At 50.8% G+C, this 17,068-nt stretch carries 9 protein-coding genes; 3 read left to right on the top strand and 6 right to left on the bottom strand.

From position 1 onward, the window contains the following. Positions 1–19: 19 nt before the first annotated feature. The 6 genes from SJI19_RS03475 to SJI19_RS03450 all read right to left on the bottom strand — a co-directional run bounded on the left by SJI19_RS03475 (position 20) and on the right by SJI19_RS03450 (position 8,283). Entirely contained in the window at positions 20–2,083 is a 2,064-nt protein-coding gene (locus SJI19_RS03475) for an EscV/YscV/HrcV family type III secretion system export apparatus protein (protein ID WP_323476883.1), read from the bottom strand. Positions 2,084–2,122: 39 nt separating this feature from the next. After that, positions 2,123–3,223 carry a type III secretion system gatekeeper subunit SctW gene (gene sctW / locus SJI19_RS03470; RefSeq protein ID WP_323476882.1) on the bottom strand — a complete coding sequence of 367 codons (1,101 nt, stop codon included), beginning with the start codon at positions 3,221–3,223 and terminating at the stop codon, positions 2,123–2,125. Next, positions 3,214–4,914, bottom strand: a complete 1,701-nt coding sequence (sctC, locus tag SJI19_RS03465) for a type III secretion system outer membrane ring subunit SctC (protein WP_323476881.1) — start codon at positions 4,912–4,914, stop codon at positions 3,214–3,216. The genes sctW and sctC overlap by 10 nt, the downstream gene beginning before the upstream one ends. Continuing rightward, a complete protein-coding gene (locus SJI19_RS03460) occupies positions 4,911–5,681 on the bottom strand; it encodes a helix-turn-helix domain-containing protein (protein ID WP_323476880.1) in 771 nt (256 codons plus the stop codon). The genes sctC and SJI19_RS03460 overlap by 4 nt, the downstream gene beginning before the upstream one ends. Before the next feature lie 296 nt (positions 5,682–5,977). Beyond that, complete coding sequence (iagB, locus tag SJI19_RS03455) at positions 5,978–6,520, bottom strand: type III secretion system invasion protein IagB (RefSeq protein ID WP_323476879.1); 543 nt, start codon at positions 6,518–6,520, stop codon at positions 5,978–5,980. Then, on the bottom strand, positions 6,517–8,283 hold the full coding sequence (locus tag SJI19_RS03450; RefSeq protein ID WP_323476878.1) for a winged helix-turn-helix domain-containing protein: 1,767 nt from the start codon (positions 8,281–8,283) through the stop codon (positions 6,517–6,519). Before SJI19_RS03450 ends, iagB begins: the two co-directional genes overlap by 4 nt. Positions 8,284–9,320: 1,037 nt before the next feature. Between SJI19_RS03450 and SJI19_RS03445 the strand changes: the two genes are divergently transcribed. Genes SJI19_RS03445 through SJI19_RS03435 form a run of 3 tightly spaced genes read left to right on the top strand, consistent with a single transcriptional unit; the run spans position 9,321 to position 17,028 of the window. Continuing rightward, positions 9,321–10,730: an MdtA/MuxA family multidrug efflux RND transporter periplasmic adaptor subunit gene (locus SJI19_RS03445; protein WP_323476877.1), complete on the top strand. Its 1,410-nt coding sequence runs from the start codon at positions 9,321–9,323 to the stop codon at positions 10,728–10,730. Next, complete coding sequence (locus SJI19_RS03440; protein WP_323476876.1) at positions 10,727–13,930, top strand: efflux RND transporter permease subunit; 3,204 nt, start codon at positions 10,727–10,729, stop codon at positions 13,928–13,930. The genes SJI19_RS03445 and SJI19_RS03440 overlap by 4 nt, the downstream gene beginning before the upstream one ends. Continuing rightward, positions 13,927–17,028, top strand: a complete 3,102-nt coding sequence (locus tag SJI19_RS03435; RefSeq protein ID WP_323476875.1) for an efflux RND transporter permease subunit — start codon at positions 13,927–13,929, stop codon at positions 17,026–17,028. Before SJI19_RS03440 ends, SJI19_RS03435 begins: the two co-directional genes overlap by 4 nt. Positions 17,029–17,068 lie beyond the last annotated feature (40 nt).

Below are 17,068 nucleotides of genomic sequence, written 5' to 3'. Positions count from 1 at the left end.
GTAGTTTACTCCAGGTTAATTAAATTGTTTTGATAACATTAACATTTATAGCTTCGGTCAATTCACCAAATGACATCACTTCAAGATCGCGAAAACGCGTTTCAATCAATTTTTTCACAAATCGACGGACATCCACCGAGGTTAATAACACCATATCTTTCTGGGATATTAATATATTCTCTAAACCAACGGTAAATAAATCCATCAATTGTTCTGAAACCGCAGGTTCCAGATTAAGAAAAGCTCCTGATGAGGTGTTTCTAATGCCACCCCTGAGCGTCTCTTCCACTTCTGCTGAGATAACAACTACTCTTAGCTCATTATTAACAGCGAATTTATGACAAATATAACGCGCCATGGCCCCCCGAACATGTTCAACCAAGGTAATAACATCTTTTTCCCGTGGTGCCCAAAGTGCCAAGGATTCCATAATCAGCTTGAGATTGCGCGTTGAAATGCGTTCGGTTAATAACCGCTGCATCACTTCTGCTATCCGCTGCACCGTGGCATGACGCAAAACCTCCTTCAATAAATCCGGATATTTGTTTTCCATCATGTCAAGCATATGCTTGGTTTCCTGTACGCCGAAGAACTCATTAACATGATGGGACAGTAAGACGGCAAAGCATTGATACAGTTCATCCAGAGCCGGGCGCAACTGGTAACCTAGCTGTAATAAGCTCTCTTTTGCCTGGGGCTTAACCCACATGGCGTCTTTTTCCACCAGAGTTTCAATACCTAATTGCTCCACTTCATCGGACGCGTTTACCACTCGCATTAAATCAAAATGAATAGTGAAACTATCGGCCCGAATTTCGTTTATCAAGACCATGACGGTTTTTTCGTCAACATTTTCCGATGGCCTGATCATCAATTCAGGCAGCTTCACGCCGTAATCCATAAAAAACTGGCTGCGCAGCCGCTCGTTAAGCTGTTGATGTTCCACGCGCTGAAAATTGGCGCGCGACAGCAAGAGAATCAGTGCGACGGTTTCCGCAGGCGTGCTGTCGAGGTCGCTGATAATACCTAACTGGCTCTCTGCGTCCATGCCCTGGCCGACGGCGCCTTCGCTGTAGTCGGCGGTGTTGGTTGCGTTGCCAGCCTGGCCTTTGGCCGTTTTTCTTGTTTTACGCCAGCGGAAGTAAAAGAGCCCACTAAGCGCCAGCGCCAACAGAATAAATACCGGCAGCGGAAACCCTGGTAGCATGCCGATCAACAAGGCCAGAGAGGCGGTAATCAGCAGCACAAACGGGTTGCCCAGTAGCTGCTGCATAATGGTGCGGCCCATATTGTCGCCATCGCCATTCACCCGCGTGACGATAAGGCCGGCACTGATGGAAATTAGCAGGGCAGGTATCTGACCGACCAACCCATCGCCGATGGTCAGCATGGTGTAGGTGCTCAGTGCGCTGGACATGTCCATATTAAGCTGGCTCATGCCGACCGCAATCCCGCCGATAAGGTTGACAAAAATCACCAGGATACTGGCAATGGCGTCACCCTTGATAAACTTCATTGCGCCGTCAAACGATCCGTACAGCTGGCTTTCACGTTCCAGTACGCTGCGGCGCTCACGCGCCTCGTCAGCGTCAATCACACCGCCTTTTAAATCGGCGTCGATGCTCATCTGTTTACCGGGCATGCCGTCGAGGGAGAAACGCGCGGCCACTTCCGCCACCCGCTCCGACCCTTTGGTGATCACGATAAACTGTACCACGGTCACGATGGCGAAGATCACAAAACCCACCACCAGGTTGTCGCCGATAATAAACTGACCGAAGCTGGCGATGATTTCACCCGCGTCAGCTTCCGAGAGGATCAGCCGACTGGTACTGATGGTTAGCGCTAGCCTAAATAGCGTGGTGATCAGCAATACCCCCGGAAACGTTGAGAAACTCAAGATCCGGTCGATATAAAAGGCACCCATAAACACCAGAATGGCAATAACAATATTCAGGCCAATTAAAAAATCCACTAAATACGTTGGCAATGGAATAATCAGCATTGCAATGATCATAATGACCAATGACAAGATTAGCAGTTCTGGACGCGAATGAATATTTCTTAAAAATTTATTAAACACGTAATTATTCCATTACATTATCAATATGGTTGTACAGTTTTATTGTGCACGTCTTTTTTCAATGAGTTCTTGCTGATAAGTGATCGCCAACAATCTTTCCAATTCATAAAGTAGTTCATGCACTGATTCAACGTTGTCAAAAAGCTCGTGCGGCAATAATTTACAGGATCGGTAAATCACCTGGATGATCTTGGCGCGTTCATGATGACTGAACAGTAAAAAGGTTTCACCCAGTAACACATTAAGATGTTCGCCAATCGCTTGCGGTTGTGCTAATAACGAAAAATACATTATCAGCCAGTCCGGTTCGGCAATGCCTATGTGGTCAATGACGTCAAGTGATACTAATTTTTTAGTAAAAAGACTATCTCCGGAACGCAATAACTTAAGTTGCCCAAGTTTACCGATTAATCCACCGAATTCAATGCACGAACAACTGGGATCCTGGCTATCAATATCCGCTAACAGTGCGGCTTCGATAAAATCCAGCACCACGCTTCTTAACAGATAACCATAACAGGCGATCCAGTCTTGATACTCTTCCATGCCATCCTGTTCGTTTTCCAAAAAGCGCCGGTAACTGGCCCGTAGCAAGATAGGTTTAAGATCCAGATGTTTTTGACCAAACAGCCGGGCCTTGATCCCACAGTTAATGCCGGCTTTGACATCCCGTGGGTTGCTATTATCCTCAACGTCTTTCAACACTGCCTTGAGCAGGGTTTTCAGCTTTTCGTTTAAGTTCCGCTGACGCAATAGTTCACGCAACACCATCACCAGGTCGCTATCGTCGGGAAATAGCGAGCGGGCCTGGTTTAACAGCAACGCAAGGGACATATTGTCGTTGGCGCTAACCTTTAGCAGAGCTTTGGCTTTGGCCGACCCATCGTCCTCAAGTACCCGCTGGAACTCGGAGGACCACTCCTCGCTGGCATTTTTATCCGATTGACGCCGGCCGATAAACTGCGACGCCCCGGCCGAAGCTTTAGCGCTGCTTTGCGCCTGTTTGGCCACCTTGGCGTTGACCGACTTGCTGGCGGTCAGCTTTTGCTTGAACGCCGCTTTGGTTTTCTGGTTACTGCTACGTTCGCTATCGCTCGCCACCGGAAAACTGGGGGCCGAGCTTATTGGGGCTATTGCCATTTTTGCCCCTCAAGAAAATTGCGTGACCAATCGGCTAACAGGCTGGGTTGGCGGTTATTGATAAATTGCTGCACAAACTCACCCGTATCGGTATTGATCGGCTCGTTGATTTCCCGTGGCTGAATCAGGAAAATACGTACCGTATTGGACTGGCTTTCCTGCTTATAGCTAAAGAGTCCACCCACCAGCGGCAGGTTGCCCAACACCGGGATCTTGGCCGTTTTGCCGGAAGTCTCATCACGGGTGTACCCACCGACCAACAGGCTTTTGCCTTTAGGCACACGCGCCACGGTGCTGATTTTGGTGCGGCCAACCTTCGGCAGAATGGTGGCACTCGACTGATCGTTGGGCACTTCGTTACCATCTTCAATATTGAGCACCATTTCAATCTGATCCCCGGCGGCAAAACGCGGCAGGACGCTGACCATGGTGCCATAGGTGACATGCTGCAGGTCAACGGTACGTTCGCCAATCAGCTGGGTATAAAAAGTCCGGTTGTTGTCAAAAATTGCCGGAACGTTTTCCTGCGTCAAGACCACCGGGCGGGAAACAATATTGGCCCGGTTTTTCTGCGCCAACGCATTGATGGAAGCCACAAACCGCGTACCGTCCAGAGTGGAGTAAGATCCACCATTAAAGTTCACCCCCAGTTGGCTGCCAATATTTACCCCGCCTTGCCAACTCACCCCGAGGCTATCCAATTCTTCTTTCTGAATATCCACGATCCATAACGACAGTTCCACGTGCCGTTTGGCCATATCCAGTGCGGACACCAGATTGGTAACCAGTTGGACTTGCTTCGGTGTCCCTTTCACCAGCAAACTGTTGGTGTCGGGGTTGGCGATCACGCTGATAGGCCCGGCCACTGCTTCGGCACGCAGCGCCTCCGCCAGGCTTGACCTAGGCTGGAAAGACTGTCCGGCGGCTGATATATTCTCAATCGTAAACTCGGGCATCTGTGGTGCCGGCATGCTATCAGAGGTTAACCGTTGCACTGAGGTGGTACCGGGGCCCGCTTTATCCCCACCACGCAGCAACTGTTCAATCACGGTGGCAATGCCTGGTATAGTGACTTTTTCCCCGCGCAGATCAAAACTGCGATCGCCGACAAAGGTATTACTCAGCTGGATCACCGCCGCCGTTTCGCCGCTGTTGATTGCTGTGGGCTGTTCATCCATAAATTTGGCGGTATTGATCACCAAATCCACATATACCGGTGGGCCTGAAATATAGAAAGTCCCACTGCTATTGTCGCCTTTTAATGGGAAACGCTTGTCATATAATCCTGACTTGCGTAAAAAATTATCAAGGGTATTAAGTGTGATATTATTAAGCGAAATGACCGAATTACGTATTTCGCTGGCTTCGTAAACATAAATAGCCTGGCCGTCGAAATACCAAATTAAACCCAGTTGCTGGGATATTTTTTCCAGCAGTGCCTGCGGATCGTTGAAGTCGAATTCCCCGCTGATGTTTTTACGTGCCGCTAATTTACTGACGATCACCGGTTTACCTAAACGCGATGATACGGCGTCAAAAAATATTTTCAGCCCGTCTTTATTGGCAACATATCCTGCGGAATTAGCACCACCGTCAGCGGTAAGCGGGTTGGCCACCACCAGGCCCGGCAGCGAGCCGCCCAGCAGACAACCGCAGAATAAACTGACTTTTACTAAATTAATATATTTCATATTTGCGATTTCTTTTCAATTATGTTCCATATCCCACGAGGGGAAACACCAAAAACATCTCTAATATCATTAGAAAGATGCGAGGAAGAGGCATAACCATGGCGCATGGCAACCTCGGTCAGGCTCTGCCGTTCTTCAACCGCATCCAGCAAAGCCCTGGCGATGCGCCAGCCCCGCATTTCGTTCTTGGCGGAGTTTCCTAAGGCATTGCGGCATAACCGGCGAAAATGGGAGTAGGACAACCCATAACGCATACCGAGATCCTGTAGCTTTTCACTGTTTGTTGACTCATTTAGTAGAAAGCTAATTAACCAATAATATTCAGTACGCCGTAAAAAATCGGCCAGGGCGGACATTTCATCAGGCTGCGAATGGTGCAAAGACAGCAGCCAGCGTTCCACATCAGCATTGCGTTCAACCTGAGGATCCGCACTCAACTGAACCGTTTTCCAAGGCTGTTGCTGTTCATACTTCAACGCAAGGCCCCGTGATTCATCAATAAATACCTGGAGCTTTACTAACGCGAATAATGGTAATTCCTGGTAAACAGCCTCGCCGGCGACGATAGCCATACTGACACGGTTCATCATGATAATGCCACGCCAGTCCTGAGGAATATCCAATACCGCTGAGTTTTCCATGGTGTGAAACCGAATCTGACATGCGCTTTTCACCGTATTCAGCAACCCGCATTTTGGTTCACTGATCGTTCGGGTCTCTTTTTCTACAAGCAGAGCACTGGGCAATATACTATTATCTTTTTTCATCGTTAACCCTGCTCGTTTTTGATTTAATTTTATATTCATAATAATGCCTATTTATTTTTGATAAATCATGATGAGAATCTGATTCAAGACTTAATTTTTCAATCCGTTTGAGCATTTTCTGGCAAAAAACAACAGAGCAAAGATTGAATTAACACGTGCATAATTAACTTCATTCACTTATTTATGTCATTTTTTCTCACCTACAATTGATGATAGAAACTAATCAATATTTAATTTGTGCCGACATTTTAATTAAAAAGTGCAATAACTTATTCAATAATTAACAACACTCCTATTTATCCAGGTAGCGTTGGTTTGGCGGCCGCCGTTTCCGTTGGTGCTGTCATTGGTTTGGCGGCTGTTGTAGGTTTTGACTTTGGCATAATCTCCGGTGCGCCTTGCGACCCGATGGTCTGGTAATGATCCCAAACCTTGCGCGCATAACGCATGCGCAACTGCTGCCGTCCTTTTGCCGGGCCGGCGTTATACGCGCCCACCGCCTCCCATGAATAGCCAAACTTTTTCATCATATCCGCCAATACCGACGCGCCGACCATCACGGAAACACAGGTGTCCTCGTACAAACGTTTTTCATCGATACCCAGCTTCTTCAACTGCGGCAAATGCACACTGTTAATTTGCATCAGGCCGATATCCCGGCTGCCATTGGTATTTTTCCCGGTGGCGGCCGGGTTCATATTCGACTCGGTAATAGCAATGGCCTGTAATAATCGGGCTTCTATGCCAAAATGATGTTCGGCTTGCGACCAGCAACTTGCCATGGCGGGCGTACTGGTTAATAACACGACTATTATCAGGGGCAATAACGGCTTTTTCATGACGTAGCGACGGCTCCTGTAGCAGTATTCAGGGATTTGACCCTGGGATCATGGCGCCAAAAACGTAAGCAAGGTGAAGATGAGTTTGCCAGGTGGTCATACCATTTTTTGGCCTCATTCAACCCATGACATTGTAAAATGACCGGCAACAACGCCGAATGCATCTTATGTGCAGACTGCTCGATAATTTGCGCTACCCGGTCGGCATCCACCACTGTGGATTGGGCAAATAAACGGGTATATAGGGTGTTGAGATAAATGATGCCCTCCGGTTTATCACCAGGTTGCAGGCGATCAACCAGCTTTAACGCACAGCTTGGCCGCCCCTCACCACACAGAATGACGGCGTTCATGCTCATCAGTACCGGATGTTCAACGGCGGCGCCGGATTGTCGATCGGTAACCTTAAGCGCTGCGCTAGCATTGCCTTGGCAATACTCCAGCCACAAGATGAGCGCTAAAGAAGCGATCATTCCTGGCTGCAATTGATCCGCCAACCGGGCAAAATGCAGCGCCCGGGCAACCTCGCCAACGATAAACAGGTGTACCGCGTAATAATAATTTACCAACGGATTTTCCTTGGCTGTCGTCAGGGCCTGGCGAAACAGTTCTGCCGCCTGACTGAATTCGGCGTTCAAACCGTGCAATACCCCGCCCATTGCCAGTGCCAACGGATGTTCCGGTTGGCGGGCCAGGACCTGATCCACCATGTTGCCACACGCCTTCATTGCCGGTTCAAGCCCCATCATGCCCATTTTGCCTAAGGCAAAATAACATTCGGCCAGGTGGCAATACAGGTCCGCATCGTCGGGCATCTGTTGAAGACAGCCTTGAAACAAACCCAGCGCCTTGGTAAGGCTTTCTGGGGTGTATTCCAGGAATGCGTTACGTCCCTCTTGCAGGCAGGCGGCAGCGTTAGGTTTGCACTCAGGCGTTGCGGTTTGGCTACGTTCAGCCTTCAATCCAGGTATATACTTCAAGATCAGCGGATTAAGCTGGTTTTTGATGCAACCATGGGTCAGCGCCGTCGTAAGCGTGATTCCCTCACGGTGTAGCACATAATGATCGTGTGCACGGATAAACTCAATACGCAGTGACGGCTGGTTGGCCAAGATTAATTCATGTCCGGCTAAATAATAGTCCGGTCGAATTTTTTCAATCAGCGCCAGCATCGACTCCACCGTCCGGCAATTCATGGTTAGCGATGAAGGTAAAATATGCAATCCGCACGATGCATAGTCGCTCATGTCATCAACCAAAGCATCATGCAAGCTCAACGCGTCTAAATACCCATTGCCCATCGTAAAAGGGAAGATCGCGACGGTGCGATTAACTGCAGCCGTGACCAGGCGTTCAGCTGGCGTTATCCGGGTAACGGGTAAGGAAAAACGGTACCCTTTACCATAGACGGTATCGATATAACGATTATGTTTACCCTCCTGCAGAATGCGGCGTAATACATAGATACAACGAGTGAGCGACTCTTCCGCCACATTTGCCCCGGACCAGACCTCGTCAATGATCCGATCTTTAGTGACCAGTTCACCAGCCGATTCTAATAACAGAATCAGCACCCCAAGCTCTTTCGGTGACACGCTGATCTGCTTTTCTTTATGGAACAGAACGCGAGTGGAGTTCAGGATGAAGTCGCCAAAGGTGTATTGAACTTTAAAATGGCTAACCACCTCTTTTCGAACACCTTTAATAGGAAGTGGTGTCAAAAAAGGTTTTATTGCACGTGGTTCATTTGATGGTGTTGTCATGTGAATAACCCTACCGTTAAATTAATAAATTTTGAATGAATAACTTCAACAAATTAAGCCTATGACATGTTCACTGTCTGTTTCATCAATATACCGCTCTTTTATGGAAACATGCATTTCAATAGCAAAAATCACATGGCATACTGAGTTAAATTGTTAGGTAAATAATATTATTTATACTTATTATTTTTTAATTCATTGCTTTAAAACGACAAAGTGTCCTTCCACTCGATCCATTACCTTCGTTCGATTATGGCTATCCGGCATGGTGCTGGATGGCGCATCTAACGCCATTTTTATTTTTTCAGTACACCGCACAAAATTACTTAAGTAATAATTAACAATTATTGTTAATCGGATAATTAATGGATATTGATGTATTCACACCTAGATTAGGCTACTTATGCACGTAAAACATCAAGTGTAATACCATCATAAATAGAGCGATAAAATAGGAAGTCGTTGTGATTATATAGTTAGCCGCCTTAGTGTCAAACCACCCGGAAATTCGAAAGGTAAAGTTATTCCTAGTTTTATTTTACGGAGCGAATAATGATAGCACATTAGCGTAAAATCACTGAAATATTCGCCATAAATGTTAATAATTTAACATGTAATTTAACAAAATTAACATTTAACCTATATTTATGATGGCCTTAATTTTCTATATGAAAAAAGACGGGAGGTAAATTGGGATAAAATTATGCTGATAATCCGTTAGTTATAAAAAAAAAGAGATTACTCTATAAATAAATGACATTATGTTGAATATATTTACAAAACATCGACTAAAAATGTCAAAATTTGATTGCACTAAACCGCGTTAACCTGTTAAACAACTCACTCGTTATTTTATTGTCCTGATTATAATCAGGGGTTATCACGCCCGATAAAACCAGTAACGATTGCCTTGCTGCCATGCCCCTATTTTTACGGGAAAAGACACTATTTTTGTCGAAAATTTTACAATAACCGTCGGCGAACTACTCTATCCTAGTGACATGATCACTCTAAGCCACTCGTAGCACTCGTATCGCATGAAAAATCATTCCCAACGAAAAATCAAATGGCGTAATGTCTTCTCAGCCGTTGTAGTGCTATTGCTGATAATCTCAGCTTTATTTTATGTCCACTTTCGATCTTCCCCCAGCACCGGTATCAGTATGGGAGGCCCCGGCATGAAGGGCCCCGGTAAGGGCGGCCCCGGTATGGGCCCTCCCGGTATGAGCGGTCCCGGCATGGGCGGTTCGACTCCGGTACATAGCGGAACGGCTACACAGGCCGATGTGCCGGTTTATCTTTCCGCGCTGGGTACGGTGGTGGCGAACGCCAGCGTCACGGTGACCAGCCGGGTGGACGGTCAGTTAGTGACGGTATTTTTTACCGAGGGACAAAAAGTGGCCAAAGGGCAGCTTTTAGCCCAAATTGATCCCCGGAGTTATCAAGCCACACTTGAGCAATACCAAGGGGAACTGGCGCAAAACCAGGCACTGTTAAAAAGTGCCCAGTTGACGTTGGCCCGCTATAAGACGCTTTATGCTCAGGATTCATTAGCCCGCCAGGATTTGGATACCCAGACTGCCACGGTCGGGCAATACCTCGGCACGGTTAAAAGCGATCAGGCACAGATTGATTCAGCCAAGCTTAACCTGGAATATGCACGCATTACCGCCCCGGTCTCTGGTCGTGTGGGCTTAAGGTTGGTAGATGCTGGCAATATGGTACATAGCAGCGACACGACCGGCATCGTGACCATCACCCAAACCCAGCCGATCGCGGTGACTTTCAGCCTGCCGCAAGCGCATATTCCCGTGCTGCTCAAAACGCTGCACCATGGTCAATCACTGCCGGCAACGGCCCTTGATCAGGACGGCACCACAGTGCTAGACCAGGGCAAACTCAGTTTTATCAGTAATGAAATAGACAGCGATACCGGCAGTATCAAACTAAAAGCGATTTTTGCTAATAACGATGAGCGCCTCTACCCCAATCAGTTTGTGAACGTCAAGCTACAAACTGACCTGCTCAAAGGCGCCACCGTCATTCCAGCCCAGGCGATCCAGCTCAGTAGTGAGGGTGATTTTGTTTACGTGATAACAGCGGATAATACCGTTGAACGGCGAGCGGTAAAAAGCGGACCCGCGTTTGGCGCAGACCTGCAGGTGGTGCTAAGCGGCGTCGCGCCGGGTGAACGCGTAGTGACCGAAGGCATTGATCGGCTCAACACCGGCAGCAAAGTGACGGTGGTTGAGACACCGACTACCCCCGGCGTCACGCAACCGACCAAGGATAGATTGGCAAACGGCGGCAGCAAAGTATCGCTCAAGGATAGGTTGGCAAACGACGGCAGCAAGGCATCAACGGTATCAACCGACAGCAAAGCCGCAACCAAGGATGCGGCAGCGATCGACGGCAAGGCAGCGACCAAAGGTGCTGCGGCCCAATGAATCCATCTCGCCTGTTTATCCAGCGACCGGTCGCCACCATTCTACTGATGATTGGCGTGTTTATTTCCGGTGTTTTTGCTTACCGTATGCTGCCCACATCCGCCCTGCCGCAGGTAGATTACCCTACCATTCAGGTCACCACACTCTACCCGGGCGCCAGCCCCAGTATCATGGCCTCGGCGGTCACCGCCCCGTTGGAGCGTCAGCTTGGCCAAATGGCCAGCTTGAGTCAGATGTATTCCACCAGTTCCGGTGGTGCATCTATTATTACCCTGAAATTTTCTCTCGAACTCTCCCTGGATGTGGCTGAGCAGGAGGTCCAGGCAGCGATTAACGCCGCTAATAGCCTGCTGCCCACCGATTTGCCCAACCCGCCCACCTACAAGAAGGTCAATCCGGCGGATACGGCGGTGATCACCCTGGCGGCCACCTCCGATACCCTGTCGCTGATTAAAGTACAGGATTTGGTCAATACCCGTATCGCCCTTAAACTGTCGCAAATTTCCGGGGTGGGCATGGTGACGCTTGCCGGCGGCCACCAGCCGGCCATTCGGGTACGTATGAATCCCCGCGCCCTGGCAGCACACCACCTGACCCTGGAAGATGTGAATACCCTGATAGGCAAGAGCAATGTTAACGGCTCTAAAGGCGGGTTTGATGGCACACACCACTCTATTACCATTGACGCCAACGATCAGCTGCGCACGGCGGCAGAGTATGGCAACCTGATACTGACCTATCAGGACGGCGCCGCGCTGCGCCTGCGTGACATTGCGCAAATTGACGAGGCGGAGGAAAACAGGTATCAATCCGCCTGGGCCAACCGTCAGCCGGCGATCGTGATAAACGTACAACGCCAGCCCGGCGCGAACGTCATCTCGGTGGTGGATAATATCAAAGCCCAGTTGCCCACGTTGCAGGCCGCCTTGCCCGAGGGGGTGAAGGTGAGTATTTTATCCGACCGCACCCAGACCATTCGTTCATCCATTAGCGACGTGCAGTTTGAACTGTTGTTATCCATTGCCCTGGTGGTGATGGTCACATTCCTGTTTTTACGCAACCTGGCGGCCACGCTGATCCCCAGTATCGCCGTACCGCTGTCGTTGGTTGGCACATTTGGCGTGATGTATCTGGCCGGGTTCAGCCTGAACAACCTGTCGTTAATGGCCTTGACGGTGGCCACCGGTTTTGTCATCGATGATGCCATTGTGGTGGTAGAGAACATTTCCCGCCGTCTGGAAAATGGCGAAACACCGATGCAGGCGGCGCTGAAGGGGTCTGCGCAAATTGGTTTTACCATTATTTCCTTAACCTTCTCGTTGATTGCGGTACTGATCCCCTTGTTGTTTATGGGCGATGTGGTCGGCAGGCTGTTCAGGGAGTTCGCCATTACCCTGGCGGTGTCGATACTGGTTTCCATGGTGGTGTCATTAACACTGACGCCGATGCTGTGCGCCTATTTGCTGCGCCATATCCCTGAGGAAAAACAAAGCCGGTTTAATCGCAAGGGCGGGCAGTTATTTGATCGTCTGGTGGCCGGTTATGACCGTTGGCTGACGGTGGTGCTTGACCATCAACGCCTGATGCTGCTGGTCGCCCTGTCAACCCTGGTGATCACCGCCTTGCTTTATATGGTGGTACCTAAGGGCTTTTTCCCACCACAGGATACCGGTTTGATTCAGGGTGTCACCGTGGCATCGCAAGATGTGTCATTTGGTGAAATGGCCAGGCGCCAGCAGCAGCTGGCAGATATTATCCTGCAAAATCCGGCGGTGGCGAGCCTCTCATCCACTATCGGCGTTGATGGCAATAATACCAGCCTCAATAGCGGGCGCCTGCAAATTAACCTGAAACCGTTCTCGGCGCGCGACCTGCGCTCCGACGCTATCATCAGCCAGTTGAAACAGGCCACGCAAAACGTGGCCGGGATCACGCTGTTTATGCAGTCCGCTCAAGATTTGACGGTCAACGATCAGGTGACCCCCAACCAGTACCAATTCACCCTCGATGATGCCGATAGTGAAAATCTGGTGACCTGGACCCCCAAGCTGGTGGCACAACTCAAGCAACAGCCAGCGTTCAGCGATGTGGTGAGCAACCTGCAGGACCAGGGACAAGTGGCGTATGTGGAACTTAACCGCGACGCCGCGGCCCGTTATGGCATCACCGCCGCTGACGTGGATAACGCGTTGTATGATGCTTTTGGACAACGTCTGGTGTCCACCATCTTTACCCAATCCAATCAGTATCGTGTGGTACTTGAAGTCGAACCGAAATATCAGCAGTCGCCGGCGTCGTTTAACGATATATATCTGGCGACCAACCTCACCAGTTCCAGTTCCAGTTCCAGCAGCACGACCAGCAGCAGTGCATCCACCCGTTCGTCCAGTTCTTCCACGACGTCATCCGACACCAGCACCGCGACCACCAGCAACGGGATGGTCAAGCTGACCTCCATTGCCAAGATTCATTTGCGCACCGGGTCATTGCTATACGCCCGACTCAATCAGTTTCCGGCGGTCACAGTGTCGTTTAATCTGCGCAACGGTTATTCGCTGGAGGACGCGCAACAGGCCATCGCGCAGGTCACCGGACAGTTAAACTTACCCGCCAGCATTACCCTACGTTACCAGGGTGAGGCATCTGCTTTCCAAAAATCCACGGATAATACCTTGTGGTTGATACTGGCGGCGCTACTGACCATGTATGTGGTGTTGGGTATTTTGTATGAAAGTTTTATCCACCCGGTGACGATTTTATCGACCCTGCCGTCGGCGGCGGTGGGCGCCCTGCTGACGCTGCTGTTCGCCAATACTGAATTTAGCCTGATCGCGCTGATCGGGGTGATCTTGCTGATCGGGATCGTCAAGAAAAATGCCATTATGATGATCGACTTCGCGCTGGAAGCGGAACATCAGCAGCATCTCACGCCTCGCGACGCGATCCATCAAGCCTGTTTGCTGCGTTTCCGGCCGATTTTAATGACCACCATGGCGGCACTGCTCGGAGCGCTGCCGCTGATGCTGGCGCACGGTTCTGGCGCGGAACTGCGCCGCCCCCTGGGATTGGTGATTGTCGGCGGATTGGTGTTCAGTCAATTGCTGACCCTGTTCTCAACCCCAGTGATTTACCTGTGGTTTGACGGTCTGTCGCGGCGCAGTCAGCGGCTATGGCACCGTCTCGGCAAGCAGCAACCATGAATATTTCCCGGCTGTTTATCTTTCGCCCGGTGGCCACGTTGTTACTCACCTTGGCCATCTTACTGCTCGGTATTCTGGGTTATCGGCTGTTGCCGGTAGCGCCGCTGCCGCAGGTGGACTTCCCCACGGTGATGGTCACCGCCAGCCTGCCTGGCGCCAGCCCGGAGACCATGGCCGCCACGGTGGCGACACCGTTGGAGCGGGCCTTGGGGCAGATCGCCGGCATCACCGAAATGACGTCCAGCAGTTCGCAAGGCTCCACCAACGTGATTTTACAGTTTGACCTTGATCGGGATATCAACGGCGCGGCGCGCGATGTACAGGCAGCGATCAACGCGGCGCGCAGTCTACTGCCCTCCAGCATGCCTTCACTGCCAACCTATCGTAAAGCCAATCCGTCCGATGCGCCGATTGTCATGCTGGCGTTAACCTCAGCCACCCGCAGCAGTGGTGAACTCTATGATCTGGCTTCCAGTGAAATACAGCAAAAAATCGCCCAGGTCAGCGGCGTAGGACAGGTGTCGCTGGTAGGCAGTTCGCTACCAGCAGTACGTATTGATTTGCGCCCACAGATGATCACCCATTTTGGTTTGTCTCTTGATACCGTGCGTGCCGCCATCGCCAATAGCACCAGCAATTTACCCAAAGGCGTACTTCAGGGCGACCGGCAATCATGGGTGGTGGAAGGTAACGGCCAAGTGGATCTGGCCAAGGATTATCGTCAGCTCATCATCAGCTATCAAAACGGCACCGAAGTTCGACTAGGCGATGTGGCCCATGTTTACGACTCGGTGGAGGATAAGTATAACGTCGGGTATTACAATAATACTCCCGCCGTGATGATTGGCGTTACCCGCCAGGCCGGCGCCAATATGCTCGAGACCATTGACGCCATCAAAGCACGATTACCAGCGCTGGCCGCCTTGCTGCCCGGTGATGTGAGTTTGCATATGGTGATCGATCGATCGCCCACGATCCGCGCGTCGCTGCGCGATACCGAGGAGACGCTGTTAATCGCCGTCGCCCTGGTGATCGGGGTGGTGTTTATTTTCCTGCGCAACCTGCAGGCGGTCATTATTCCGGCCCTGGCCTTGCCGGTTTCGATTATCGGCACCTGCGCGGTGATGTACCTGTTAGGTTACAGCCTGGATAATCTGTCGTTGATGGCGTTGATTATCTGTACCGGTTTTGTGGTGGATGACGCCATTGTGGTGCTGGAGAATATTACCCGTTATATCGAACAGGGTATGGGACCGCTACGGGCGGCAATCAAAGGCGCACAGGAGGTGAGTTTCACCGTATTGGCGATGACGTTGTCGCTGGTGGCGGTGTTTATTCCCATTCTGCTGATGGGCAGCATTGTCGGCCGGCTGTTTCGCGAGTTCGCCGTCACGCTGACGGTCTCGTTGTTGATTTCCATGCTGGTGTCGCTAAGCCTGACGCCGATGCTATGTTCACGGTTGTTGAAACGCAAACCGCCGGTTACCCGAAAACCGTCCCGGATCAACGCGCTGATTGAGCGCGGGCTGGCCGGTCTGTTGGCGGGTTATGCGGTTGCTCTGGCCTGGGTACTGCGCCACCAGCGGCTTACGCTGTTCAGTCTGTTGTTAACCGTGGCGCTGAATATTTTTCTCTATACGGTGGTGGAAAAAGGCTTTTTTCCCAATCAGGATACCGGACTGTTAATGGGGATGCTGCGCGCCGATCAAAATGTCTCCTTCCAGGCGATGAAACCTAAAGTAGAGGCCTTTTCAAAACTGATACAACAAGATCCAGCGGTAGACGGCGTACTGTCTTCCATGGGCAGCGGCGGGTTTGGTTCACGCAATACCGCTAACTTTTTTGTCCATCTGAAGGATTTTTCTCAACGTGACGCCAACGCCGCGCAGGTCGCCAACCGGCTGACCGTCAAGGGGTTTAATCAACCCGGCGTACAGCTGTTTTTGATGCCGGCGCAAGATCTGCACATTGGTGGACGCAGCGCCAACGCCCTGTATCAATATAGCCTGCAGGCCGATGATTTAAACACCCTGCGGGTGTGGACGCCGAAGGTCAAAGCGGCGCTGGAAAACATCCCCGAATTAACCGGCGTGGATTCCGATGCCCAGACCGGCGGTCAGGAAATCATGCTCACGATCGACCGCGATAAAGCGACCCGACTGGGCGTCGATGTCAAAATGCTCGACACGCTGCTAAACAACGCCTTTAGCCAGCGGCAGATCGCCACGCGCTATAAAACCCTTAATCAATACCATGTGGTGATGACCTTAACGGGTGATTTTACCCGCGATCCGGCCATTCTTAATGACTTGCGGGTGGTTAACGATGAAGGTAAACAAATCCCCATTGCCGCCTTCGCCCGTTTTAGCGGCGCCAACGCCGCCCTTTCGGTGGCGCATCAGGGCCAATCCGCCACCAGCACCGTGGCGTTTAACCTGGCGGATGGGGTGTCCCTTGAACAGGCACAGCGGTTGATCAAAACCGCGATGGCGCGCATCGGCCTACCGAGCACCATCCAGGCCGGTTTCCAGGGCACCGCCAAGGCGTTCACCTCGCTGACCGCCAGCATGCCGTGGTTGATACTCGCGGCGCTGGCGGCGGTCTATATTGTATTGGGGATGCTGTATGAAAGTTATATCCATCCCTTGACCATACTGTCCACCTTGCCCTCCGCTGGGTTGGGTGCATTGCTGCTGTTGATTATGACCCATACCCAGTTAACGGTTATCGCCCTGATCGGCATCTTGCTGCTGATCGGCATCGTCAAGAAAAACGCCATCATGATGATTGATTTCGCTCTGGCGGCAGAGCGCAAACAGGGGCTTAGCCCGGAGCAGGCCATTACCCAAGCCTGCTTGATGCGTTTTCGGCCGATTATGATGACCACCCTGGCGGCGTTTTTTGGCGCCCTGCCGCTGGCGCTCGGCAGCGGTGGCGACGCGGATTTGCGCAGCCCACTGGGGATGTCTATTGCCGGTGGCCTGGCGTTGAGTCAGTTGCTGACGCTGTTTACCACCCCGGTGGTGTATCTCTATCTTGATCGCCTAAGCCGTTCTGGCCGGCGCGTTTGGCGACATTACGCCAAATCCGTCACCTAAGGCGTTGATAGGTGAGGATGCCTGATAACGTTTAAAACCG

It is taken from the genome of Acerihabitans sp. TG2 (assembly GCF_035013185.1).
Lineage (GTDB): Bacteria > Pseudomonadota > Gammaproteobacteria > Enterobacterales > Enterobacteriaceae > Acerihabitans.
Note: the sequence above shows the minus strand (reverse complement) of the source record. Positions and strands in the feature narration are given on the sequence as shown.